Source organism: Streptomyces cirratus, assembly GCF_014650775.1.
GTDB lineage: Bacteria > Actinomycetota > Actinomycetes > Streptomycetales > Streptomycetaceae > Streptomyces > Streptomyces cirratus.
The window spans coordinates 483913-508215 of the sequence record NZ_BMVP01000003.1 but is presented as its reverse complement, the minus strand read 5'-3'; the positions used below and the strand labels follow the sequence as shown (position 1 = coordinate 508215).

22 protein-coding genes are annotated in these 24303 nt (G+C 73.1%); 15 read left to right on the top strand and 7 right to left on the bottom strand.

Going from position 1 to position 24303, the window contains the following annotated elements; genetic code table 11:
- Nucleotides 1-5 precede the first annotated feature (5 nt).
- Complete coding sequence (locus IE207_RS12005; protein WP_190184071.1) at nt 6-1637, bottom strand: acyl-CoA synthetase; 1632 nt, start codon at nt 1635-1637, stop codon at nt 6-8.
- 186 nt (nt 1638-1823) lie between these two features.
- Between IE207_RS12005 and IE207_RS12000 the strand changes: the two genes are divergently transcribed.
- From IE207_RS12000 to IE207_RS11965, 8 genes are all read left to right on the top strand, one after another.
- A complete protein-coding gene (locus tag IE207_RS12000) occupies nt 1824-2624 on the top strand; it encodes a crotonase/enoyl-CoA hydratase family protein (RefSeq protein WP_190184070.1) in 801 nt (266 codons plus the stop codon).
- Nucleotides 2625-3400: 776 nt separating this feature from the next.
- Entirely contained in the window at nt 3401-4375 is a 975-nt protein-coding gene (locus IE207_RS11995; RefSeq protein WP_190184069.1) for a Zn-ribbon domain-containing OB-fold protein, read from the top strand.
- The gene (locus tag IE207_RS11990; protein ID WP_190184068.1) at nt 4375-5445 is read left to right on the top strand and encodes a thiolase family protein; all 1071 of its coding nucleotides are present in this window, start codon (nt 4375-4377) and stop codon (nt 5443-5445) included. Before IE207_RS11995 ends, IE207_RS11990 begins: the two co-directional genes overlap by 1 nt.
- The gene (locus IE207_RS11985) at nt 5442-6623 is read left to right on the top strand and encodes a thiolase family protein (protein ID WP_190184067.1); all 1182 of its coding nucleotides are present in this window, start codon (nt 5442-5444) and stop codon (nt 6621-6623) included. The genes IE207_RS11990 and IE207_RS11985 overlap by 4 nt, the downstream gene beginning before the upstream one ends.
- A gap of 98 nt (nt 6624-6721) precedes the next feature.
- On the top strand, nt 6722-6949 hold the full coding sequence (locus tag IE207_RS11980; protein WP_373304701.1) for a DUF397 domain-containing protein: 228 nt from the start codon (nt 6722-6724) through the stop codon (nt 6947-6949).
- A gap of 110 nt (nt 6950-7059) precedes the next feature.
- Nucleotides 7060-7527 carry a hypothetical protein gene (locus IE207_RS11975; protein ID WP_190184065.1) on the top strand — a complete coding sequence of 156 codons (468 nt, stop codon included), beginning with the start codon at nt 7060-7062 and terminating at the stop codon, nt 7525-7527.
- A gap of 344 nt (nt 7528-7871) precedes the next feature.
- Nucleotides 7872-8039: a hypothetical protein gene (locus tag IE207_RS11970; protein WP_190184064.1), complete on the top strand. Its 168-nt coding sequence runs from the start codon at nt 7872-7874 to the stop codon at nt 8037-8039.
- 89 nt (nt 8040-8128) lie between these two features.
- On the top strand, nt 8129-8629 hold the full coding sequence (locus IE207_RS11965; protein WP_190184063.1) for a hypothetical protein: 501 nt from the start codon (nt 8129-8131) through the stop codon (nt 8627-8629).
- 24 nt (nt 8630-8653) lie between these two features.
- Here IE207_RS11965 and kstD read toward each other — a convergent pair whose 3' ends face one another.
- Together kstD and IE207_RS11955 are read right to left on the bottom strand one after the other, a co-directional pair.
- Nucleotides 8654-10450 (bottom strand): 3-oxosteroid 1-dehydrogenase, encoded by a 1797-nt coding sequence (gene kstD / locus IE207_RS11960; RefSeq protein WP_190184062.1) that lies wholly within the window; start codon nt 10448-10450, stop codon nt 8654-8656.
- A gap of 178 nt (nt 10451-10628) precedes the next feature.
- Entirely contained in the window at nt 10629-11753 is a 1125-nt protein-coding gene (locus IE207_RS11955; RefSeq protein ID WP_190184061.1) for an aminoglycoside phosphotransferase family protein, read from the bottom strand.
- 231 nt (nt 11754-11984) lie between these two features.
- Between IE207_RS11955 and IE207_RS11950 the strand changes: the two genes are divergently transcribed.
- Nucleotides 11985-13472, top strand: coding sequence for a DNA-binding protein NsdB (locus IE207_RS11950; protein ID WP_190184060.1), 1488 nt, complete (start codon nt 11985-11987; stop codon nt 13470-13472).
- An 82-nt stretch (nt 13473-13554) separates the two neighbouring features.
- Here the strand turns inward: IE207_RS11950 and IE207_RS11945 are convergent, their stop codons facing one another.
- On the bottom strand, nt 13555-14982 hold the full coding sequence (locus IE207_RS11945; RefSeq protein WP_190184059.1) for a PP2C family protein-serine/threonine phosphatase: 1428 nt from the start codon (nt 14980-14982) through the stop codon (nt 13555-13557).
- Nucleotides 14983-15174: 192 nt separating this feature from the next.
- Nucleotides 15175-15423 (bottom strand): SCO4226 family nickel-binding protein, encoded by a 249-nt coding sequence (locus IE207_RS11940; protein ID WP_190184058.1) that lies wholly within the window; start codon nt 15421-15423, stop codon nt 15175-15177.
- Nucleotides 15424-15725: 302 nt separating this feature from the next.
- Here IE207_RS11940 and IE207_RS11935 point away from each other — a divergent pair, with 302 nt between their 5' ends.
- From IE207_RS11935 to IE207_RS11925, 3 genes are all read left to right on the top strand, one after another.
- The gene (locus IE207_RS11935; RefSeq protein ID WP_190184057.1) at nt 15726-17957 is read left to right on the top strand and encodes a xanthine dehydrogenase family protein molybdopterin-binding subunit; all 2232 of its coding nucleotides are present in this window, start codon (nt 15726-15728) and stop codon (nt 17955-17957) included.
- A 29-nt stretch (nt 17958-17986) separates the two neighbouring features.
- Nucleotides 17987-18451, top strand: a complete 465-nt coding sequence (locus IE207_RS11930) for a (2Fe-2S)-binding protein (RefSeq protein WP_190184056.1) — start codon at nt 17987-17989, stop codon at nt 18449-18451.
- Nucleotides 18452-18597: 146 nt separating this feature from the next.
- Nucleotides 18598-20547 (top strand): APC family permease, encoded by a 1950-nt coding sequence (locus IE207_RS11925; protein ID WP_190184055.1) that lies wholly within the window; start codon nt 18598-18600, stop codon nt 20545-20547.
- A 54-nt stretch (nt 20548-20601) separates the two neighbouring features.
- On the opposite strand, the gene IE207_RS11920 is transcribed toward IE207_RS11925, so the two are convergent.
- Nucleotides 20602-21777 carry a PucR family transcriptional regulator gene (locus tag IE207_RS11920; RefSeq protein ID WP_190184054.1) on the bottom strand — a complete coding sequence of 392 codons (1176 nt, stop codon included), beginning with the start codon at nt 21775-21777 and terminating at the stop codon, nt 20602-20604.
- A gap of 124 nt (nt 21778-21901) precedes the next feature.
- The gene (locus IE207_RS11915) at nt 21902-22390 is read right to left on the bottom strand and encodes a hypothetical protein (protein WP_190184053.1); all 489 of its coding nucleotides are present in this window, start codon (nt 22388-22390) and stop codon (nt 21902-21904) included.
- Between the two features lie 210 nt (nt 22391-22600).
- Here IE207_RS11915 and IE207_RS11910 point away from each other — a divergent pair, with 210 nt between their 5' ends.
- The 3 genes from IE207_RS11910 (at nt 22601) to IE207_RS11900 (ending at nt 24252) form a co-directional block, all read left to right on the top strand.
- Complete coding sequence (locus IE207_RS11910; protein ID WP_190184052.1) at nt 22601-22843, top strand: helix-turn-helix domain-containing protein; 243 nt, start codon at nt 22601-22603, stop codon at nt 22841-22843.
- 189 nt (nt 22844-23032) lie between these two features.
- On the top strand, nt 23033-23467 hold the full coding sequence (locus IE207_RS11905; RefSeq protein WP_190184051.1) for a hypothetical protein: 435 nt from the start codon (nt 23033-23035) through the stop codon (nt 23465-23467).
- Entirely contained in the window at nt 23464-24252 is a 789-nt protein-coding gene (locus IE207_RS11900) for a transcriptional regulator (RefSeq protein WP_190184050.1), read from the top strand. The genes IE207_RS11905 and IE207_RS11900 overlap by 4 nt, the downstream gene beginning before the upstream one ends.
- Nucleotides 24253-24303 lie beyond the last annotated feature (51 nt).

Sequence of the window (24303 nt, the reverse complement as noted above, 5' to 3'; positions counted from 1 at the left end):
CTGCCTCAGCGGGCGGCGTCCGCCTCCGTGGCCACGGCCTTCGCCCAGCGGTAGTCCGCCTTGCCGCTCGGGGAACGCTGGATCGCGGGCGTGACGACGAGCTGGCGTGGGATCTTGTACCCCGCCAGCCTGGTCCGGCAATGGGCCTGGATCTCCTCCAGCGTCGGCTCGGGAGCACCCGCACGCACCTGGACGACCGCCGCCACATGGCTGCCCCACGTCGGGTCCGTGACCCCGGCGACCAGGGCGTCGTACACGTCCGGGTGCGACTTCAGCGCCTGCTCGACCTCCTCCGGGTAGACCTTCTCGCCCCCGGTGTTGATGCACTGCGAACCGCGCCCCAGTACGGTGACGATCCCGCTCTCGTCCACCGTCGCCATGTCGCCGAGCAGCACCCACCGCTGGCCGTCCTTGCGGAAGAAGGTCTCGGCCGTCTTCACGGGGTCGTTGTAGTAGCCGAGCGGTACGTGCCCGCGCTGCGCCAGGCGCCCCGGCCGGCCCACCGGCACCGGCTCGTGCGTCACCGGGTCCACCACCTGCGTACGGTCGTTGACCTCCAGCCGGAACCCCTTCTCCGGGCCGGAGTCGTTCGCCGCCCGGCCGTTCGAACCGGACTCCGACGAACCGAAGTTGTTCAGCAGCACCACGTGCGGCACCAGCCGCTGGAACTCGGCCCTCACCGTCTCCGACATGATCGCCCCGGACGAGGAGACGCTGAACAGCGAGGACAGGTCGGTCCCCTTGAGCGGGCCGTTCAACGCGTCGATCAGCGGCCTCAGCATCGCGTCACCCACCAGCGACACACTGGAGACCTTCTCCTTCTCGATCGTGCGCAGCACTTCCTCGGGCGCGAACTTGCGGTGGATGACCACCCGCTGGCCGTAGTTGAAGGCGATGAACGAGGTCAGCGTCGACGTGCCGTGCATCAGCGGCGGCGCGGGGAAGAACGTGAGACCGGCGCCGCGCGCGGCGACGCGCTCGGCCAGTTCCTCCGGCCGCTTCACCGGTTCGCCCGACGGCTCGCCGCCGAACAGGCCCGCGAAGAAGAGGTCTTCGGCCCGCCACATGACGCCCTTGGGCATCCCGGTGGTGCCGCCGGTGTAGATGATGAACAGGTCGTCGGGGGAGCGGGGCGGGAAGCCGCGCCCGGGGGAGCCGGCCGCCTCCGCGTCCGTGAACGCCACGGGCGCGATCGCGGGCTCCGGCGCGCCTTCGGGGGCCTCGCCGACCCGGATGAGGTGCCGGAGCCGGGCGGTCTGCGGGAGCGCCGCGGCCACCCGCTCGGTGAACTCGCCCTCGAAGACGAGGGCGGCGAGGTCGGCGTCGTCGTAGAGGTAGACCAGCTCCTCTTCGACGTAGCGGTAGTTGACGTTCACCGGCACCAGGCGCGCCTTGAGGCAGGCCAGGACGGTCTGGAGGTACTCGACCCCGTTGTAGAGGTGCAGCCCCAGGTGTTCGCCGGCCGTCAGTCCGTTGTCGAGGAGGTGGTGTGCTAGGCGGTTCGCCGCGGCGTCCAGTTCCGCGTACGTCAGGCGGCGCTCGGCGCCGGTTCCGGGGTGGTCCACGTAGACGAGGGCTTCCCGGTCGGGGACGACGTCGACGACCGACTCGAACAGGTCGGCAAGGTTGTACTCCACCGTTCCTCCTGACCCGAAAGTGTCCATGGCTGACCCCATGGCTGGGCCGGCTCGGCGGTCATTAGAGCGCCGGGACGGTCAACTGGGAAGGCGCGCAACAAGAAAACTGACTGTGTGTCAGAAAACTATTGAACTGCATCCTCCCCTCCTGCAACCTGTTCTAGGTCTTCAGACGGGAGGACGGCAATGGGTGGGACGGAACACCTGACCGTGGAACGCCACGGCGCCACGCTGGTGCTCACCATGAACAGGCCGGAGGCGAAGAACGCGCTCTCGCTGCCGCTGCTGGTCGGGCTGTACGACGGCTGGCTGGAAGCCGACGCGGACGACGCCATCCGCTCGGTTGTCCTCACGGGCGCCGGCGGGGACTTCTGCGCGGGAATGGACCTCAAGGCCCTGGCCGGGCGGGGGATGGCGGGCGACCATTACCGGAGCCGGCTGGAAGCCGACCCCGACCTGCACTGGAAGGCGATGCTGCGCCACCACCGGCCGCGCAAGCCGGTGATCGCGGCGGTGGAGGGGTACTGCGTGGCCGGCGGCACCGAGATCCTCCAGGGGACCGACATCAGGGTCGCGGGGGAGGGGGCCACGTTCGGGCTCTTCGAGGTCAAACGGGGCCTGTTCCCGATCGGCGGCTCGACGGTACGGCTGCCACGGCAGATCCCGCGCACGCACGCGCTGGAGATGCTGCTGACCGGCCGGCCGTACTCGGCGGCGGAGGCGGCGCGGATCGGCCTGATCGGGCGGGTGGTGCCGGACGGCACCGCGCTGGAGCAGGCGCTGGAGATCGCCGAACGGATCAACGCGTGCGGGCCGCTGGCGGTGGAGGCGGTGAAGGCCTCGGTGTACGAGACGGCCGAGCTGACGGAAACGGAGGGCTTGGCCGCCGAACTCACCCGGGGCCGGCCGATCTTCGAGACGGCGGACGCGAAGGAGGGCGCGCGTGCGTTCGCGGAAAAACGCCCGCCCCAGTACCACCGCGCCTGACGCTCCGCGGGACGGCACGGCGGAGGCACCGGTGCCCGGCCGCCCGGCGCGGCCGGAGCCCCGCTCCCCCCCACCGCCCGGATACCCCGGACCTCGGGCCAGGGGCCGCCGGTACCCGGTGCCGCCGGTACGTCCGTGGCGGGGAGCCGGGAGCCGGGAGCCGGTACGTCCGTGGCCGGACGCCGGACGACCGACGCCGGACGACCGACGAGGGACGGAACCGCCGCCCCGGAGGCGGGTTCCTGGGGCCCGGCCCCGGGCGCAGGGGTCGCCGGTACCCGGTGGCCGGGTGGCGGTCGGCCGGCCGCTCCGGAACCCCGGCGCCCCCGGGTCACCGGGTGGCGGCCGGCCGTGCGGGGCCGGAACCCCGGTACTCCGACGTCCGGACGTCCCGGGGTCCGGGCCCCGGGACGTGCCGGTACCCGAGGGCCTGGATTCGGCACCCCCGGGGTGGCCCGGGCGGCCGACGGCCGGCCAGGCCGGAAGTGCTACCCCAGAGCCGGACTCCCGGGGCCCCGCCCTCGGTCTCCCGGGGCCCGGCCCCCAAGTGGACGGCGGATGGCCGGGCGGGCCGGGGACGGGGCCGGGTACGCCGTGGGCCGGCCTGCGCCCGTGGCCCGTCGGCAGAGGTGCCGGACCGAAGCAGAACCGCCCGCCCCGACCGATCGGCCGAAGGGCCGGGCCGCCAGACCCGGCCGTCAGGCCCGGCCGTCAGACCCGGCCGGCCAAGGGCCGGTCGGGTGTTACTCGTCGTGCCTTCAGACAGGAGCCCGCACATGTCCGCTGCCGCAGAAGCCGCCGCGTCGCCGCCCGGGGTGTTGCGCGCGCCCCTGGTCGTCGAGTTTCCCTTCACCCGGTCCCTCGGGCCCGTGCAGAGCGCGTTCCTCACCGGCCTGCGCGAGCGCGTCGTACTCGGCGTCCGGACCACCGCCGGCCAGGTGATGGTCCCGCCCGTCGAGTACGACCCCGTCACCGCCGAAGAGATCCGCGAGCTGGTCCAGGTCGCCACCACCGGCACCGTCACCACCTGGGCCTGGAACGACCACCCGCGCCCGAACCAGCCCCTCGACAGCCCCTTCGCCTGGGCCCTGGTCAGGCTCGACGGCGCCGACACCGCCCTCCTCCACGCCCTCGACGCCCCCGGCCCCGACGCCGTCCGCACCGGCATGCGCGTGCGCATCCGATGGGCCGCCCAGCGCACCGGAGCGATCACCGACATCGCCTGCTTCGAGCCCCACGAAGGCCCCGCGGACCCCCAAGGCGCCCCGCACGACGGGGCGTTCGCGGAGCCCGTCACCGGCATCGTCGCCGAGGCCCGGCTCGACTACACCTACAGCCCCGGCCGCGCCCAGACCGCGTACATCAACGCCCTATCCGAGCGGCGGACCGTCGGCGAGCGCTGCCCTTCCTGCCACAAGGTGTACGTACCCCCGCGCGGCGCCTGCCCCACCTGTGGCGTAGCCACCACCGACCGGGTCGAGGTCGGCCCGGCCGGCACCGTCACCACGTACTGCGTCGTCAACATCAAGGCCCGCAACCTCGACATCGAAGTCCCCTACGTCTACGCCCACATCGCCCTCGACGGCGCCGACCTCGCCCTCCACGGCCGGATCGGCGGCATCCCCTACGACCAGGTCCGCATGGGCCTGCGCGTCGAACCGGTGTGGACCGAAGGCGGCCGGTACCCCGACCACTACCGCCCCACCGGCGAACCGGACGCGGACTACGACGCATACAAGGAGCTCATCTGATGGCCAGGACTCCCAGGTACGCCCGCGAGGTCGCGGTCGTCGCCTTCGCACAGAGCGACCACCGGCGCCGCACCGACGAACTCAGCGAAGTCGAGATGGTCATGCCGGTCCTCCACCAAGTGCTGGCCCGGACCGGTCTCAAGGCCGGCGAGATCGGCTTCACCTGCTCCGGTTCCAGCGACTACCTGGCAGGCAGGGCCTTCTCCTTCACGATGACCCTCGACGGCGTCGGCGCATGGCCGCCCATCTCCGAGTCCCACGTCGAGATGGACGGCGCCTGGGCCCTCTACGAGGCCTGGGTCAAGATCCAGACCGGAGAGGCCGACACCGCGCTCGTCTACGCGTACGGGAAGTCCTCCCCCGGACCGGTACGCGACGTCCTCACCCGCCAGCTCGACCCCTACTACCTCGCCCCCCTCTGGCCCGACTCCGTCGCCCTGGCCGCCCTCCAGGCCCAGGCGCTGATCGACGCGGGCGAGACCGACGAGCCCGCCCTCGCCGCCATCGGCGCCCGCAGCCGGGCCTCCGCCCGGACCGGCAACCCGCACGCCCAGCTCACCGGCGCCGTCCCGCAAGGCGACTACCAGGTCCGGCCCCTGCGCACCGGCGACTGCCCGCCCATCGGCGACGGCGCCGCCGCAGTCGTCCTGGCGGCGGGAGACACCGCCCGCCGGCTGTGCGAGCGGCCCGCCTGGATCACCGGAATCGACCACCGGATCGAAGCGCACGCCCTGGGACTGCGCGACCTCACCGACTCGCCCTCGACCCGCATCGCCGCCGAACACGCGGGCCTCTTCGAGGCGCCGGTGGACACGGCGGAGCTGCACGCCCCCTTCTCCTCCCAGGAGGTCGTGCTCCGCAAGGCGCTCGGGCTCGACGAGGGCGTGGCCGTCAACCGGTCCGGCGGGGCCCTCGCCGCCAACCCCGTCATGGCCGCAGGCCTGATCCGCATCGGCGAGGCCGCCGCACGCATCCACCGCCGCGAGTCCGACCGGGCCGTCGCGCACGCCACCTCCGGCCCCTGCCTCCAGCAGAACCTGGTCGCCGTCCTGGAAGGGGACCGAGCATGAGCAAGGCCGCGACATCGAAGGAGTGCGTGGCCGTCGTCGGCGTCGGCCAGACCAAGCACGTCGCCGCCCGCCACGACGTGTCCATCGCCGGACTGGTCCGCGAAGCAGCGGTACGCGCCCTCGCCGACGCCGAGCTGACCTGGGCGGACGTCGACGCCGTCGTCATCGGCAAGGCCCCCGACTTCTTCGAGGGGGTGATGATGCCCGAGCTGTACCTGGCGGACGCCCTCGGCGCGGTCGGAAAGCCGATGCTCCGCGTCCACACGGCCGGGTCCGTCGGCGGGTCCACCGCGCTCGTCGCCGCCAACCTGGTGGCGGCCCGCGTACACCGCACCGTCTTGACCCTGGCCTTCGAAAAACAGTCCGAGTCCAACGCCATGTGGGGCCTCTCGCTGCCGGTGCCCTTCCAGCAGCCCCTGCTGGCCGGGGCGGGCGGGTTCTTCGCGCCGCACGTACGCGCGTACATGCGGCGCACCGGCGCGCCCGACACGGTGGGTTCGCTCGTCGCGTACAAGGACCGGCGCAACGCGCTGAAGAACCCGTACGCCCACCTGCACGAGCACGACATCACCCTGGAGAAGGTGCAGGCCTCCCCGATGCTGTGGGACCCGATCCGGTACTCGGAGACCTGCCCCTCCTCCGACGGGGCCTGCGCGATGGTCCTCACCGACCGGGCCGGCGCGGCCCGTTCGCCCCGGCCGCCGGCGTGGGTGCACGGCGGCGCGATGCGCAGCGAGCCGACCCTCTTCGCCGGCAAGGACTTCGTGTCCCCGCAGGCGGGCAAGGACTGCGCGGCCGACGTGTACCGGCAGGCGGGGATCACCGACCCGCGCCGGGAGATCGACGCGGTGGAGATGTACGTACCGTTCTCCTGGTACGAGCCGATGTGGCTGGAGAACCTGGGCTTCGCCGAGGAGGGGGAGGGCTGGAAACTCACCGAGGCCGGGGTCACGGAACTCGATGGCGACCTGCCCGTCAACCCGTCCGGCGGTGTCCTGTCGACCAACCCCATCGGCGCCTCCGGCATGATCCGCTTCGCCGAGGCGGCGCTCCAAGTACGCGGCCGGGCAGGGGAACACCAGATCGCGGACGCCCGCCGCGCCCTCGGGCACGCGTACGGTGGCGGCGCCCAGTTCTTCGCGATGTGGCTGGTGGGGGCCGAACCACCCACGTCCTGAACGCCGGGCGGGCGGGTGTGGCCTGTGCGGCGCCCGCCCGCGTGGTTAATCTGGCCCTCGGACGACGTACCGGGAGGAGCACGCACGTGGCCGAGAGCATGACTTCGCAGGCCCCCGCAGGCTGGGGAAAGCCGGATCTGGATCTCAGCGGGGCGCACTGGCGGTCGAGCAGCCGGGGAGCCGGGGACGTCCAGATCGCCTTCGTGGAGGGGTTCATCGCGATGCGCAACAGCGAGCGTCCGGACAGCCCCCCGCTGATCTTCGCGCCCGACGAGTGGCGCAAGTTCGTCCTGGACGCCCGGGGCGGCGAGTTCGACCTGACCTGACGTCCCGCGCGGTCCGCGGCCACCGGGCGCGAAGCCGCCGCCCGGTGCCCTGCGGCAGCGGCCCCGTTCTGCCATCATGGCCACCATGACGATCAACCACCGAAAGCGCGGTGCCGCGTAACCGTCCCGGCGCCCTGCGCGCCCGACGAGGGCCGTTCGACGGCCGCCGCCCACCCGAGTGGACCCGTGAACTACCACCCCTGGACCGGCTCTCACCGGATGAGAGCGCGCTGATCCACCACCTGCTGCGCGGCCGCGCCCCCGGCCTCGCCGTCCGGCTCGCGCTGTACCGCGCATTCCTGGACCGCCCCGGCGACCGGCTCCGGCCGGCACGCTCGACCTGTCCGGCCTGCCCCGGGTGCGCCCTGGACGACGTCGCCGTGGTCCGCGACCAACTGGCCGACCTGTACCGCGGGCTGCCGCCCGGCGCGCGGTCCGCCCTCGGACGCGTACTGCGCACCCTGGACGCCGAGTTCTGCCGTCGCACCCTTCCCGACCCCGCAGCGGTACCCGTGGGACGCGACCGGTCCGGACGCCCGCTCCCGTGGTGGCACCGGCGACTCTACGAGGGCACGTGACGGCGCCCTGCCGCCGGGGCGCGCCGGAGGCTCTCGCCCGCAGCAAAGGGGGGTCGGAATCCGCGCGGCGAGCGGGCCGCGTGTCCGCATGGGCGAGATCACACGGCTAGCCTGTCGACGCGCCGGCGCGGGCATGCGAGAAGGCCGCCCGCCGGGCGGTCGAGCCCGGTGGCCGGGCGCCCCGGGTGCCCTCCTGCCCCGGTCGGCCGGTTTCCGGCCGCGTAGGGCACCCGGGCGGCGTACACCGCCTCGCGCACGTCCTGCGGCATCGGCTCACCGAGGCGCCCGACCCTCGGACCCGTCCCCCCCCACGGGCTCCCCTGCGACCCGGCGGCCCTGGCCGCGTGGCCGAGGCCGGACCGGACCGGACCCCGACGCTCGATCCGGTCCCCGCACCGCTGATCGACTGGTTCGCCGAGGGCGCCGCGACGCCCGGGTCGCGGCCGACGCCGTTCCCCACCGGCGACCCCGGCCGCCTCGACCACTACTTCACGCTGGTCCCGCCGGTGTAGGAGGCCGCCACCGCCGCCGGCCCCCGGGGCACCGGCGCGGAAGCGGGCCCCCGGCCCGGAAAACGCGCCCGGCCACGTACCATGGCGGCATGTCCTTCCTCCGCCGCCACCGCGCCGCCACACCCGCCGGCCCGGACTTCGACGTCCTGGCCATGGACCCGGGGGACTGGCCGGGCAACCTCGGGGCCGGGTTGCTCCCCGCGCCCGACGGCAGCTGCCAGGGTGTCTTCCTGCGCTACGACCTCTTCGGCGGCCGCGGCCCCGCGATGATCATCGGCAACCTCCCCGAGGGCTCACCGGCCCGGGAGCTCGCCGACAAGCAGGTCCCCTTCGAGGTGGCCCAGCTCCTGGACGCCCTGGAGAACGACGAGGAGGTCGAGGTCACCGGGGTCGAGGACTGCCCCGTCATGCAGGGCGACAACCTCCTCATCGTGCGCAAGGTCAAGCTCTCCGAGGGCCGCATCAGCTGCGTGCAGTTCGACCGCAGCGACAACGTGCTGGTCACCATCGCCAGCTGGGACCGCCCCATCACCGATGACCTGTACGCCCTGCTCAAGCCCCTCCCGGCCGAGCTCTTCCAGCAGGGCTAGGCCCGCTCGGCGCAGGACCGCCGCCTACGCGTCCGCGATGTCGTTCGCCGCCACGTAGCCGAACGTCATCGCCGGGCCGATCGTCGAGCCGGCTCCCGCGTAGCTGTGGCCCATCACCGCCGCACTGGCGTTGCCCGCCGCCCACAGGCCCCGGATCACCGATCCGTCCGCCCGCAGCGCCCGCGCCCGGGCGTCCGTCACGATGCCGCCCTTCGTGCCCAGATCCCCCGGCACGATCTTGAAGGCGTAGAACGGCGGCACCCAGACCGGCGCCAGGCAGGAGTTCGGCTGGACGTTCGGGTCGGTGTAGTAGTGGTCGTACGCCGTGTCACCGCGGTGGAAGTCCGGGTCGGACCCGTTCCACGCCTGCGCGTTGAAGCGGCCCAGCGTCGCCCGCAGCGCCGCGGCCGGCACCCCGATCTGCCCGGCGAGCGCGTCCCAGGTCCACGCCTTCTTCGCGGCCCCCGCCTCGTACCACGCGTCGGGGAAGGCCAGCGTCGGCAGGATGTCCTTGAAGAGGTACCTGTTGCGGTAGTTCTGGTCCACGATCAGCCAGGCCGGAATGTGCGAGCCGCTCGCGCCCCGGTCCTTCTCGTACATCACGTGCACCACGTCGCTGTACGGAGCCGCCTCGTTCACGAACCGGGTGCCGTTCGCGTTCACCATCAGTCCGCCCGGAAGAGTCCGCTCCGCCAGGCAGAAGTAGGGCTCGCCGGGCAGCGGGATCGACGGCCCCCACCAGGCGTCCTCCATCAGCGCGAGCGCGGCCCCCGCCCGCTGGCCCGCCCGGATGCCGTCGCCCGTGTTCTCCTTCGCCCCCACCGACCACTCGGTGCCGATCGGCTGCTGCTGGTACTGCGCCCGCATCGCCGCGTTGTGCTCGAAGCCGCCGGATCCGATGATCACGCCCTTGCGGGCCCGCACGACGCCCCGGGAGCCCTCGTTCTCCACCACCACCCCGGTGACCGCCCCGCCCTCCTGGACCAGATCCACCAGCGGGCTGTTCAGCCACACCGGCACCCCCGCCCGCATCAGGCCCGCCCGCAGCCCGGCGGCCAGCGCCTGCCCCATGGTCAGCGGCTTCTCCCCGCGCAGTGCCGCCTTCGTGCCGCGCGCCAGGCACTCGGTGGACACCGCCAGTCCCTTCGCGGTGACCGCCGCGAGGTTGAGCCACTTGTAGTCCTGGCTGAACACCACCATCCCGGCGGGCACCGGCATGTACGCCGGGTTGAGCCGGCCGAGTTCGGCGCCGAGGACGTTCCCGTCGATCTGGTCGGGCTCGATGGAGCGCCCGTTCGGCAGACCGCCGGGCAGGTTCGGGTAGTAGTCGCTGTAGCCGTCCATGAAGCGGAACCTCAACGGGCTGTTGGCCATGACGAAGTCCAGCATCCGGGGCCCGTTGGCGAGGAACGCCCGCTGCCGCTCGGCCGGTACGTCGGGACCCACCACCGCCGCCAGGTACGCCGCGGCTTTCTCGGGGGTGTCCGGAACCCCGGCCCCGAGGATGACGGAGTTGTTCGGCAGCCAGATCCCGGCGCCGGAGCGGGCCGCCGAGCCGCCGAACGTGGGGGCCTTCTCCACCACCAGCACGCTCAGCCCCCGCTTGGCGGCGGTGAGCGCGGCGGTCATCCCGGACGCCCCAGACCCGACCACGACCACGTCGTACTCGCCGAGCGGGGCCCCGCCCTGGGCCGCGTCGGCCGAGGCCCGCGCGGCTGTGGCGGGCAGTACGGTCGCGGCGAGCACCCCGGCTCCGGTGCCGGCGAGGACCGTCCGGCGGGCGGGGAAGGGAGCGCGTGCGTGATCGGACCGTGCGGACATGGCGGGCTCCGGGGGAGTGAGGGCGGGGCGGCGGCTCCGGCACGTCTGATGCCTAGTCAGAAACCTGTTCGCAGGATCATGTGATGTCAAGGCATCCGACACCGCCGCCCCGGTGCGCGCCGAAGCGAGACCCCGTGGCGGTGGGAGCCACGGGGCCTCGCGTACGGGGGACGGCGTGTCAGCGGGTGCCGACCACCGCGCGGACCGCCCTGCGGGCCATCCCGCAGTCGTCGTGCAGCCGGCGCAGCAGCAGCCGCTGCTCCTCACCCGAGGACAAGGCGCCCGCGGGCAGCGGCTGCATCGGGGCGGTCGCCGTCATCGAGCGCTGCACCGCCGTCTCGGACATCCGGATCTCCCGGGTCAGGATCAGCATCAGGTTCACCAGGAACGCGTCCCTGACCGCGGGCCCCTGCTGCTGCGCCAGTCGGCTGATCTGGCCGCGCGCCGCCGGGGCGTCGCCCAGTACCGTCCACAGCGTGGCCAGGTCGTAGCCGGGCAGGTACCAGCCCGCGTGCTCCCAGTCGAGCAGTACGGGCCCGGCAGGGGAGAGCAGCAGGTTCGACAGCAGGGCGTCACCGTGGTTGAACTGCCACGGGGTCCCGGCCAGCTTGAGCCCGTGCAGCAGTTTCTGGAGGTCGCCGAAATCGCGGTCGGTCAGCATCCCGAGCTGGTGGTCGCGTGCGATCCGCCGGGTGTAGTCCAGCGGGTGCCCGAACAGCTCGGCCGAAGGCCGCCACTGGTTCACCCGGCACACCGCCCCCAGCGCCGCCCGCACGTCGGCGCGCGGCGGAGCTTCCACCGGATGCCGCTGCAGGGCCGCCACCCGGCCCGCCATCCGCTCGACGACCAGGACGCAGTTCTCCGGATCGGCGGCGATCAGCCGGGGCACCCGGACCGGCGGACGGTGCCGGACGAACGCCCGGTACGCAGCTATTTCGTGCCGGTACCGCTCGCGCCACTCGGGCGAGTGGTCCAGTAATACCTTCGCGACGGCGGTCATCCGCCCCGTCGTCCCCACCAGGAGGACCGACCGGCCACTGCGCCGCAGGACCTGTACGGGCGCGAACTCCGGACAGATGCGCTGCACCGAGGCGAGTGCCGTGCGCAGTTGGGCGCCCTGCGGTCCGGACAGGTCGATTCTTCCGCTGGGCGGCTGGGCCCCGGTCCCCGGCATCCGCCGGGCCCGTACGGCGCCCTGCGCCGGGGCGGCCGGCCGGCCGGGGTCGAGGTAGGGGCCGCCGCCCGCCTGGAGCGTGCGGTGCGGCCGAACCGGGGCGGACACGGAGGACGTTGCTGCGTACATGGCGTTTACGGTTCCCTTCGTGCGCCGACGAGTTGCGTACGCCGCCCCGCCGGATCCCGTACTTCACCCTGGGGAGTTCCGCCGGGGGCCGGGTCGGGGAGGCGCATTCCTACATGACACCCCGCCGTGGGTGGCACACCATCTGGCGGACCCTGGCGAACCCTGGCGAATAGTCGCTGGGCACCTGACGGCGGGCTACTGTCAACTCAGCCGAGAACCTGGGGGCTTGACGTGAGCAAAGGTCCAAACACCCGTCTGAACGACCTGTTCGGCCTGGCCGGCTGGTCCAAGGGCGAACTGGCGAGGATGGTGAACCGGCAGGCGGCCGCCATGGGCCACCACCAGCTGGCCACCGACACCTCGCGGGTGCGGCGCTGGATCGACATGGGGGAGACCCCGCGCGAACCGGTGCCCACGGTACTGGCAGCACTGTTCACCGAGCGGCTCGGTCGTGTCGTGACCATCGAGGACCTCGGGTTCGTACGGCAGCGGCGCACCGCGAAGCGGCAGCCGGAGGGGGCGCAGGAGAACCCCGACGGAGTGCCCTGGGCGCCCGAACGCACAGCCGCGGTCCTCACCGAATTCACGGGAATGGACCTCATGCTCAACCGTCGCGGTCTGATGGGCGCGGGAGCCGCGCTCACCGCCGGCTCAGCCCTCAGCAACGCCATGTACGACTGGCTGCACACCGACCCCGCCGCCGCCAAGGACGCGCACCGCTACGGCGGCGGCGCCCATCAGGCCGACCCGGCCGGCTACGACCGCTACGAGGCGGCCCCGATCGGCTCCCAGGAGATCGATGCCCTGGAGCGCTCCGTCGAGGTCTTCCGCGCCTGGGACGCCTCCAGGGGCGGCGGACTCCAGCGCAAGGCCGTCGTGGGCCAGCTCAACGAGGTGGGCGGGATGCTCGCCTACCACCACCCCGACCACCTGCAGCGCCGGCTGTGGGGAGTGGCCGCGAACCTCGCGGTCCTCGCCGGCTGGATGTCCCACGACGTCGGCCTCGAACCCACCGCGCAGAAGTACTTCGTCATCGCCGCACACGCCGCCCGCGAGGGCGGGGACCGGCCGAGGGCCGGCGAGGCGCTGTCCCGGGCGGCCCGCCAGATGGTGCACCTGGGCAAGCCCAACGAGGCCCTGGACCTGATGAAGCTGGCGAAGTCCGGCTCCGGCGAGGAGACCCTGCCGCGCACCCGTGCCATGCTCCAGACCATCGAGGCCTGGGCGCAGGCCGCCATGGGCAAGGGCCAGGCCATGCGCCGCACCCTGGGCGAGGCCGAGGACCTGTTCGTCTCGGACAAGGGCGACGTACCGCCGCCCTCGTGGATGCAGCACTTCGACGAGGCCGACCTGCACGGGATGGAGGCGCTGGCCTTCCGCACGCTGGCCGACCACGACCCGACGGCCGCGCCGATCGCCCAGCGCCACGCCAAGGAGGCGCTGCGGCTGCGTGCCCAGGGGCACCAGCGCTCGCAGATCTTCGACTACATCTCCATGGCCTCGGCGTGCTTCATCGCCGACGACCCGGAACAGGCCGACCGCTACGCCCGTCTCGCCCTGGTGTCGATGAACGAGACCTCCTCGCACCGCACGTGGGACCGGCTGCGCGAGATGTACCGGCTCACCGGCCAGTACTCCGGCTACGCGCGCATCGAGGACCTGCGCGAGGAGATCAAGATGGCCCTCCCCGACATCCCGAAGGCGGCGAGCCACGTGTGACCCGGGGCGTGCCCCCCCGAGACAGAGGGAAGGCCGCGCCCGGCGGCGCGGCCCGTGAATCCCCGTCGACCGTCCTTCGTGGTCAGAGGCCGATGCGGGCCACGAGCACGCAGGCGTCGTCCTCGCGCTCGTTGTCCCCGAACTCCTCGGTCACGATCCGTACGCATTCCTGCGCCGACCGCGCCGTCGAGAACCGCGGTGCCAGCGCGAGCAGCCGCTCGGTACCGTCCGCCCGGCTGAACTCGATGCTGCGCGGGGTCAGCCCGTCCGTGTGCAGGACCACCACGTCGCCCGCTTCCAGCCGTTCCTCGGCCTGGCCGTACACCGCCCCGGAGGTCGCCCCCAGCAGTACGCCCTCCGGCGGCTGGAGCGAGCGGCCCTGGCCGTCACGGAACAGCAGCGGCGCGGGGTGGCCGGCCTGCGCCCAGGACAGCACACGACGGGCGGGATCGTAACGGCAGCAGACGGCCGAGCCGAGGGCCGGCTGGACGGAGCTCTCCAGGAGCTGGTTGAGCCAGCCCATCAGCGGGCCGGGCTCGATGCCGGCCATGGCCATCCCCCGCAGGGCGCCGAGCATCAACGCCATCCCGGAGGTGGCGGTGACGCCGTGGCCGGTCAGGTCACCGACCGTCAGCAGCGAGCACCCGTCGCTCAGTTCGAGCGCGTCGTACCAGTCCCCGCCGATCAGCGCGCTGGTGGCGGAGGGCATGTAGTGCGCGGCCACGTCCAGGGTGCCGGTGCTGTCGTGCGGGAACCGCAGCGAGCCGCGCCACGGGGGGAGCACGGCTTCCTGCAGCTCGACCGCCAGCCGGTGCTCGGTCTGCGCGATCTCCCGGTGGCGCTGGAGAGAGTCCCGGGACTCGCGCACCGCACGCTGGCTGCGGCGCAGTTCGCTCACGTCCCGCATCACGGCCCACATCGATGCCGTACAGCCGTCGGAGTCGAGTACCGGCTCGCCCCTCATGTGCAGCGTCCGCACCCGCCCGTCGGCCCGGACGATGCGGAACTCGCCGTCTATGGGCTTGCCGTCCACCAGGCAGTCGGTGACCATCGCGGTGAGCAGCGGCTGGTCTTCGGAGAAGAGGGTGGAACCCAGTTCGTCCAAGGGCAGCGCACCGGCCTCGGGTGACCGGCCGAAGATCTGGAAGAGTTCCTCGGACCAGGTCACCTCATCGGTCAGCAGGTTCCACTCGGCGCTGCCGACCCGGGTCTGGCGGTCCTCGACGGTGGTCTCCGGGGCCGCCGCCGGAGCCGCAACGGGCTCCTGCGGTGCGGGCGGCAGGCCCTCTTTGAGCTGGCCGAGGTGCTGGCCCAGGTCGTCGAGGTGGTGGACGGCCAGATCGCACAGCGCGCGCTGCCAGCGGCCCTGGGCGTCGCTGTCGTCCACGACGGTGTCGCGGCGCACGGCGTCCACTTCGCCCCGCAGGCGCCGGGTCTGCGAAATCAGTGCGTCCACCGACCCCGGCTGGGGCGGCTGCGCGGGACGGTCCGCGAACAGGTGGGACGGCATGAGAACTCCGATACAGGCGCGACACGGCCATGAAGGAAGGACCGGTTACGACTGTTGCACAGGCCGGGACGGCCTGTAAGGCGTTTGGCAACATCCGTAACGGGGTTGCTCAGGGCATATGCCGCAGGCCTTCGGGGCCTCCTTCGTGTGTGCGAATGTTTCCGGTCAGGGCGGTCGTCGCCCGTCGCGGGCCTACACCATCAGCGGCACGGGGTGGATCTCGCTCGCCGGGTGCCCGGCCCGCTCATGGATGCGCTGCACCGCCTCGGCGGTCGGCGCCTCCGACAGGCAGTACACCGTGCCCGAGTCCGGGTCGGCCCAAGCCTGCTTGAAGTGCACGCCTTCCTCTCCCTCGATCGCCAGGTCCGCTCGGTGGGCCTCCATCAGCGCCTCCGCTGTGATGCCCTCCATGCCGGTGTGGACGTCCATGAACGTGGCCATCGCCCCACACCTCCTCGCTGTTGCAGTCATGTCCGACTTCCGCAACTTCCATCGTCCACCTGCGGCCGGAAAACCGCTGTCCGGCCGCGCGAAGTCGAGCGTACGCACGACGGGTGTGAGCCCCCGGGGTGCTTCCAGTGCCCCCGGGCGCCGGTCATCACCCGGCGGCGGGACCCCTCGAACGAAGGACCCCGCACTGCGCGATCACTTCCCACCCCGCCCCGGGATCGCTACTCTACGCGTCGGTAACGAACAGGTGGGGCCCACTCCGGTGGATCCGCGCGGGGTGGGGACACGACGACATGACCGGACACAGCCCCACCCCGGACCGGAGCCGGCGCTCCTTCCTCACCCACCTCGTCGCGGCGCCGACCCTCGCCCTCGTCACCCGGGCCGCATCCGACGCCCTCGCCCCGCAGCCCGCCGACGCGGCGGTGCCGACGCTGCCGGCCATCGCCGACCTCGTCGACCTCGGAGACCTGTTCATCCTGGCGGGCGCCCCCACCTCCGCGCTGCTCGCCCTCGCCGTCGAAGCGGACGGGACCATCCGCTTCCGCCTGCCGCGCGAGGAGGTCGGCCAGGGCTTGACCACGGCCGTCGCCGTCCTCGTCGCCGAGGAGCTCGACGCCCCGCTGACTGCCGTACGCGTCGAACTGGAGGACGCCCGGCCAGAGTTGCTGTTCAACCAGCTCACCGGCTCCTCCAACTCCATCCGCTCCCTGTACGGGCCGGTCCGGCAGACCGCCGCCACCGCCCGGGCCCGGCTGGTGGCGGCCGCCGCCGCCCGCTGGGGACTCGCCCCCTCCGCCCTGACCACCGCGAACGGCGTCGTCCGAGCGCCCGACGGCCGCACCGCCGACTACGGAAGCCTCGCCGCGGCCGCCGCCGACCCCACGCTCGCGGTCCCCGGAGGCGCCACCCCGAAGCCGCCGGCCCGGCACACCCTCGTCGGCAGGCCCGCCGGGCGGATCGACGCCCGCGCCATGGTCACCGGCGCCCAGCGGTACACCCTCGACCTCGACGTACCCGGCGCCAAGCCCTGCGTCCTGCGCCGCCCGCCCACCCTCGGCGGCAGCGTCCGCGCCGTCGCCAACCGCGCCGCCGTCGAAGCCATGCCCGGAGTCCTGCACGTGGTGACGATCCCGACCGGGGTCGCCGTCGTCGCCGAGACCTTCGGCCAAGCACTCGACGCCAAAGCCGCACTCCAGGTCACCTGGGGCCCCGGCCCGGCCGACCGGCTCTCGGACGCCGAGGTCCGCACGAGGCTGCGCGCCGCCAACCCGCCGCCCCTCCTGCCTCCCCTGCTCACCCCGTACGTGGACGCCGAATTCGACTTCGCCTTCGTCAGCCACGCGCCGATGGAGACCAACTCCGCCGTGGCCGACGTGCGCGAGGACCGCGCCGAGATCTGGTCCGGGCTGAAATCCCCGATCGTGGCCCGCGAGACCATCGCCGCCGACCTCGGACTGCCGCTGGACAAGGTCACCGTGCACGTCGTCCAGGCCGGCGGCTCCTTCGGCCGGCGGCTGTTCTTCGACGCCGCCCTCGAAGCGGCCCGGGTGTCCAAGGCCTGCCGCCGCCCGGTACGGCTGATGTGGACCCGCGTCGACGACACCCGCCACGGACGGATGCGCCCCGCCACCCACCACCGGATCCGCGCCACCTACGCCCTCGGCGAGGTGCTGAGCTTCGAACACCGCGTCGCCGCCGCCGAGACCGACTTCCGCCACGGACTCGGCGAGATCATCACCGCCACCGCGGCCGGCCTGCCCTCGGGCCTGGGCAACGCCACACTCGCCCAGACGCTCTTCCTCACGACCGTCAAGTCCCCGTACCACTTCGGGCTCACCACCCGGACGCTCACCGAGATACCCACCGGGGTCCCCACCGGCTCCTGGCGTTCGGTGTACTCCGCCAACACCCGGGGTGCCGAGGAGATCGTCGTCGACGAACTGGCCGCGCGGACCGGCAAGGACCCCTACCTGTTCCGACGCGCCTTCCTCAAGACCGACGCCCAGCGGGCGGTCCTGGACAAGGCCGCGCAGGAGGGCGAATGGGGGCGCCCGATGCCGGCCGGCTGCGCGCAGGGCATCGCCTTCCACGAGGAGTACAAGTCCCGCACCGCCTGCCTGGTCGAGATCGACACCCGGGACCCGCGGCACGTCCGGGTCACCAAGGCGGTCGTCGTGGCCGACGTCGGCCTGCCCGTGAACCCGCGCGGTGTCGAGGCCCAGATGATCGGCGGCCTCACCGACGCGGTCTCCACCACGTTGCGCGCCGGACTCCACCTGGACAACGGCCTTCCGTTGGAGGGAAGTTACAGCCAGTTCCACTGGGCGCGGCAGCGTGACACCCCACGTGACGTAAGGGTCTTCGTGCTCCCGGCGACCGGTACGGAGCCGGGCGGCGCAGGAGAGCTCGGTGTTCCCGCCGCGGTGGGCGCCATCGCCAACGCGTGGGCCCGCGCCACCGGTTCCAAGCCGCGCTCCTTCCCGCTCTCCTTCGACGTCGACTTCACCCCCTACCCGCGCTAGTCCCGCCGCGCCAGTTCAGGAGACCCGCCGTGCCCTCGCACACCTTCACCGTCAACGGGCGGAGCGTCACCGTCGACGCGCCCGACGATCTGCCCCTGCTGTGGGTGCTCCGCGACATGCTGGGCGTGCGCGGGCCGAAGTACGGCTGCGGCGTGGACGTCTGCAAGGCCTGCACCAGCCACCTCGACGGTACGGACGTCCGCCCGTGCGTCGTGCCCGTCTCCGCCTGCGCCGGGAAGACGGTCACCACCATCGAAGGGCTGGCCGACGGGGACGAGCTCCACCCGGTACAGGAGGCCTGGCTCGAACAGGACGTCTCCCAGTGCGGCTTCTGCCAGCCCGGGCAGATCATGGCGGCGGTGGCCCTGCTCAGGCGTACCGCCACCCCCACGGACGAGGACATCGACGCCATAGCCAACATCTGCCGCTGCGGCACCTACTTCCGCATCCGTGAGGCCATCCGCAGCGCGGCGGCCAAAATGCGCGCGGCATAGCGGCGTCGGCTTACGGCGTACCGGCGCAGACGCGGCCGGCCGGGCCTCGGCGCGTCCCCCGCCCGGCCGAGACCCCGCGCCGCCGGAAGCCGGGACACAACACCGATAGAAGACGGAATGCGCCGAAAATGGCTGATCATGCCTGAATGAGGCGTATCAATGCGAAACGCGTACTGGTCGGTGAGCCACTCGACACCGCGCGACTGGGCGAGACGCTCCTCCCCAAGCGGCTCGCCCTGCCGATCTTCTGCAGCGACCCCCTGTCCTCGGTGGCCTACGCCACCGAGGAGATCCTGCTGACCCTCGCCCTCGGCGGCGTCGCCCTGCTCCACCTCGCCTGGTACGCGGCTGCCGCCATCGTCTTCCTGCTGGTGGTCGTCGTCGCCTCCTACCGCCAGACCTGCCACGCCTACCCCGGCGGCGGAGGCGCGTACGTCGTCAGCGCGGAGAACCTCGGCCAGAGCGCCGCTCTGACGGCCGCCAGCGCGCTGCTGGTCGACTACGTGCTGACCGTCGCCGTGTCCGTCGTCTCCGGCGTCGCCGCCATCACCTCGGCCGTCCCCGCGCTCAACGACCACCAAGTCGCCCTGTCCGTCGCGTTCGTGGTGCTGCTCACGCTGATGAACCTGCGCGGCGTGCGGGAGTCCGGGCGGGTCTTCGCCGTCCCCACGTACGGCTTCGTCCTCGTCATCTACCTCATGTTCGCGGTCGCCGCGGTCCGGATCGGGACCGGCGACACCATCCGGGCCGAGTCGGCCACGCTCCCGATCACCGCGGACGGCACGTACACCGGGATCGCCCTCGTGCTGCTCGCGATGCGCGCCTTCGCCTCCGGATGTACGGCGCTGACCGGCGTCGAGGCCATCAGCAACGGCGTGCCCGCCTTCCGCGAACCCAAGAGCCGCAACGCCGCCACCACGCTCGCCGCGATGGGCGCCCTGGCGGTGACCATGTTCATGGGCATCACCGTCCTCGCCATGGTCTACGAGGTGCACGTCGCCGCCGACCCCACCCAGCTCGGCCTGCCCCGGGGAACGCCGATGTCCACCGCGCTCGCCCAGATCGGCCGCGCCACCTTCGGTGACTTGCACGTCCTCTTCTACCTGCTCCAGGCCGTCACCGCCGGCGTACTGGTCCTCGCCGCGAACACCGCGTTCAACGGTTTCCCGATGCTCGCCTCCATCCTCGCCCGGGACCGGTACGCGCCGCGCCAGCTGTACAACCGGGGTGACCGGCTCGTCTACTCGAACGGCATCGTGCTGCTCGCGCTCGCCGCGATCGCCCTGATCGTCGCCTTCGACGCGCAGCTGACCCGCCTCATCCAGCTCTACATCATCGGCGTCTTCGTCTCGTTCACCCTCTCCCAGGCCGGGATGGTCCGGCACTGGCGGCGCGAACTCGCCTCGCCGGCAACCCCGCGGGAGGAACGGATCCACATCCACCGCCGGCTCGCCATCAACGCGGTCGGCGCCACCCTCACCGCCCTGGTCCTCGTCATCGTCCTCATCACCAAGTTCACCCACGGCGCCTGGCTGGTCTGCATCGCCATGCCCGTCCTGTTCCTGGGCATGAAGGGCGTCCGGCGGCACTACGACACCGTCACGCGGCAAGTCGCCGTGCCCGCCGGAGCCCATCCCCGGAAGCCCGCACGCCACCACGTCCTGGTGCTGGTCTCCTCCGTACACGCCCCGACGCTCAAGGCGCTCGGCTACGCACAGGCCCTGCACCCCGACACGCTGACGGCGGTGTCCGTGGCCGCGGACGAGGACGACATGCGGCGGCTGAGCGAAACCTGGGCGGACCACGCCCCCGGGATCAGCCTCAAGGTGCTGCACTCGCCGTACCGCGAGGTGGTCGGCCCGGTGATGGCCCACATCCAGGAGCTGGCGGCCGCCGACGGCACGGACGTGCTGTCGGTCGTCATCCCCGAATACGTGGTGGGCCACTGGTGGGAGCAGCCCCTGCACAACCAGAACGCGCTGCGGCTCAAGACCAGGCTGCTGTTCACGCCCGGCGTCGCGGTGATCGACGTGCCGTACCTGCTGGAGTCGGCGAAGGCCGGGGAAGGCGACGGCGTCGGGATGCCGGTGCGCTAGTGCGGTGAGCCGTTCCGGTCACAGCACCAGGCCCCGCCGACCGCCGGGCCCGGCTCAGCCGGCGGCGAGCTGGAGCACCGCCGCGTGCGCCAACGCCAGTTCCACCACCTGCGCCGGATCGGAGAGCGACCGGCCGGTGAGCCGCTCCAGCCGGCGCAGCCGGTTCGAGACGGTGTTGCGGTGGCAGTACAGGCGCTGCGCGGCGTACGTGGTCGAGCCGTGGCAGGCCAGCCAGGTCCCCAGGGTCTCCAGCAGCACCCGGCGGTCCTCCGGCGCGAGCTCCAGCACCGGCCCCAGCACCACCCGGCGCAGCCGGCCCGCGAGCTGCGCGTCGGAGGCGACCAGCGCCGCCGGGAGCCGCTCGTCCAGCAGGGCGGCGCCCGGCCCGCCCGCCGTCGGGGCGGTGCGCAGGGCCAGCTCCGCCAGCCTGCGGGCACCGGCCAGTTCGGCGGGGGACCCCACCACCGGGCTCACCCCGGCCCGCGAGCCGGACGGCGCGAGCAGCTCCCGTACGGACCCCAGCGGATGGTGGCCCAGCTCCACCAGCCCGCTCTCGCCATCGGCGCGCACCCGCCACCACACGCGCGGAGCGCCGACGCCGACCGGGGCGGGGGCCCGGCCGGGAGGGGACCCGCCGGGGCCGCACGCGATCACCGCGAACCGGCCGCGCTCCGGCAGCCCCAGCCGGACGGCGGCGTCCGCGGCCTCGGAGGCCGTCCCCCGGCCGTCCAACAGGGCATCGAGGAGTGCCGCCCGGCGCTCCCGGCCGCGGTCGCCGCGCGCGGCGTCGGCATCCCGGTACGCCTGTGAGGCGGCGTCCGACATCCGCTCCAGCACCTCCCACAGCTCGGCCGCCCACGGCAGCAGCCGCGGCAGCGCAGCCCGGTCGTGCGCGGTCACCGCTTCGGTCAACACCTGCCACAACAGCCGCCCGGCCTGCCGGTAGCCGCGCATCAAGGACTCCAACGGCAGACCCCGCTCCGCCGCCTGCGCCCCCTCGGCACCGGCCGCGCAGCCGGCGGCCGGCTCCGGCGGCAGCCCCCGGGAGGCCCGGACCAGCCCGGCCAGGGCCTGCTCCAGCGTGCGGAGGATGCCCTCGCGCAGCTCGGTCCGCCCGAGCAGCGCGGCGTACGCGGGGTCCTCGGCCAGCGTCCGGTCGGTCAGCCGGTCCGCCGCCACGGCGATCCGGCGCCCCAAGTCCTCGCGTATCTCCTCGACGATCCGCTCCATGACGGGCAGCGTGACACGCGCGAGGGCGCACTGGGGAGCCCCGGGAGCAGCCCGCCTCCCCGCGCAGTCCGGCGCACCGCCGCCGCGGCCCGCCCCCGTGGCGATGCGGCGACGCGTCACCGAACTAGCCGACTGCGGCCTCCGGTTGGGGAATGCCCAGACCGGCGAACAGGTCCTGCGCGAGGTGCTCGGTGAAGACCGCCGACTCCGTCAGGGCGCGGCGGACCGCGACCTCGTCGGCGGTCAGTCCCGCTGCCGCCGACCACGCCAGGGCGGCGCACACCGCCGGCAGCACGGGGAACTCGTGCACCGGTATGCCGTAGTCCACGGCCTTGGCGCGATCGAGCAGCGCCCGCCAGCGGTGCCCGTCCGGTGCGGTGGCCTCGACGAAGCCGACGTCACTGTCGAGGAACTCCACCGCCACCACCGGCGCGTCCACGAGCCGGGCCAGCCGCGCCACACCCCGCCGGTCCGCCTCCTCGAACTCCGCCGACCGCCAGCCGGCCACCGCCGGGGCCGACGCCTCGACACCGGTGAAACCCGCGGCTTCCATCAGGCCCGGCAGCCGTCGCGCCGCGGACCGTACGACCAAGGACCCCCCTGAGTTACCCATGCCGACAACGGTACGGCGGCCCACTGACAATCACCCCGAGGTCCGCACCCGCGGCGGGGGAGCCGCCCGCGGCTGCGAGGGAGATTCCGCTTTCCGGGCCCGGGGCGGTGGTTGATCTTATGCTCAGGTTTACGCGAGTCAGCTGGTGTTGTGGCCGGTGAGCGACTTTGATGGGTTTACCAGCCTCGTTTCGGAGCAGGGGGACTCACCATGGGCACCGAGCACACCCACAAGGACAGCGCACCCACCCTGATCGGTTCCGTGCAACGGGCGCTGCGCCTCGTGGAGGCGATGCACGCGGAGGGCGGCGCCACCGCCAAGCGGCTTTCGCGGCTCACCGGGATTCCGCTGCCGACCGTCTACCACCTGTTGCGCACCCTCAGCCATGAGGGGTACGTCCAGCGCGAGGGCGGGGCGTTCCGGCTCGCCGACGACCTGCCGCTCGCGTCCTGAGCAAGCCCCTCCTGATCTCGCCCTCGTGATCAGAAGCCGACACGTTCCGGCCAAGCTGGCACGTGCTACCGCGCATGTTCCAGCGGAAAATGCCAGAACGCCTTTTCGCTCTGCGGAAGTTGAGTAAGTTCCCTCCTGTCGCGCCGTACGACCGTGCACCCAGCACGTCCAGCCGGGAGGGGAGCCCGCGTGCCCGGGATCGACGAATGTCTGCTCGAAGCCATGGCCCTGCCCGGTGCGCGGGGCGCCGCACTGGTGGATTGGAGCAGCGGACTGGCCCTCGGTACCGCGGGGGACTCACCGGTGGGCGACCACGAGACGACCGCCGCCGAGACCGCCGAGCTGGCCCGGGCGGCCGCCGAGTACGAGTCCTTCGCCCCGGGGGAATCAAGAGCGGAAGCCGCCTGTGCGCCCGGCGCGGAACCCGGTCCCGGCGCCGCCGCGGGCCCGCCCGTGGAGGACCTGATCGTCACCACCCGCACCGGCTACCACGTCCTGCGCTTCGTGGAGACCAGCTTCGACAGCAGCGTCTTCCTCCACCTCTGGCTCGACCGCGCCGACGGCAACCTGGCCCTCGCCCGGCACAGACTCCGCACCCTCGCCGAGGGACTGGTACTCAGATGACCGCCGCGACAGCGACCCCCGCCACCGCCGTCTCCCCGCTGCTCACCCGGCTCGCCGCCGAGCGTGCCACCGGCGCCCTCCTGCGCGACCGCGGCACCCTCTTCCTGGAGCACGGCCGGGTCGTGCACGCCGAGAGCCCCTCGACCCCCGGCCTCGGCGTCCTGCTCACCACCGGCGGCGGCCTCGCCCCCGAACGCTGGAACGAGGCCATCGACCAGGCCGGAGCCCGCCGCCAAGTCGCCCGGTTCCTCGTGGACAGCGGCGGCCTGGCGGGCGGCGAGCTGGAGATCTGCCAACTCGCCGCGATCTTCGACGCCGCCTTCTTCGCCCTCTCCCCGGGCAGCGGCCCCTCCAGGTTCCGGCGCGGGGCCACGCACTGGATCGGCTCCGTCCGGTCCGTCCCCGCCGCCGCCGTCGAGCGGGAGACCCGCCGGCGCCGGGAACTCCTGGACGCGGTGTGGCCGTACCCCCGGCTGGACACCGCCCCCGTGGTGCCCCGTCCGGCCGCCCCCGGCCAGACGGTCACCGCCCGCCAGCGCCTCCTGCTGCGGCACGCGGACGGTGTGCGCACCCCCGCCGACCTCGCCTGGGTACTGGGCCGCCCGGCCTTCCACACGCTGCTGGACGTCCGCAGGCTCGCGGCCGCCGGCCTGGTCGAGACCCCGCACGAGCCCGCCCCGGCGCCGGTCGCCGGGGCATCCCTGCCCGACTGGATGACCCAGACCCAAACCCCGGACGTGGCGCTGCTCCGCCGGTTACGCGACGCACTGGAGGCAAGCCTGTGAGGCTCCCGCTGCGACCGGTCCTGCGTGCCGACCGCTCCGAGCGCAGGCAGC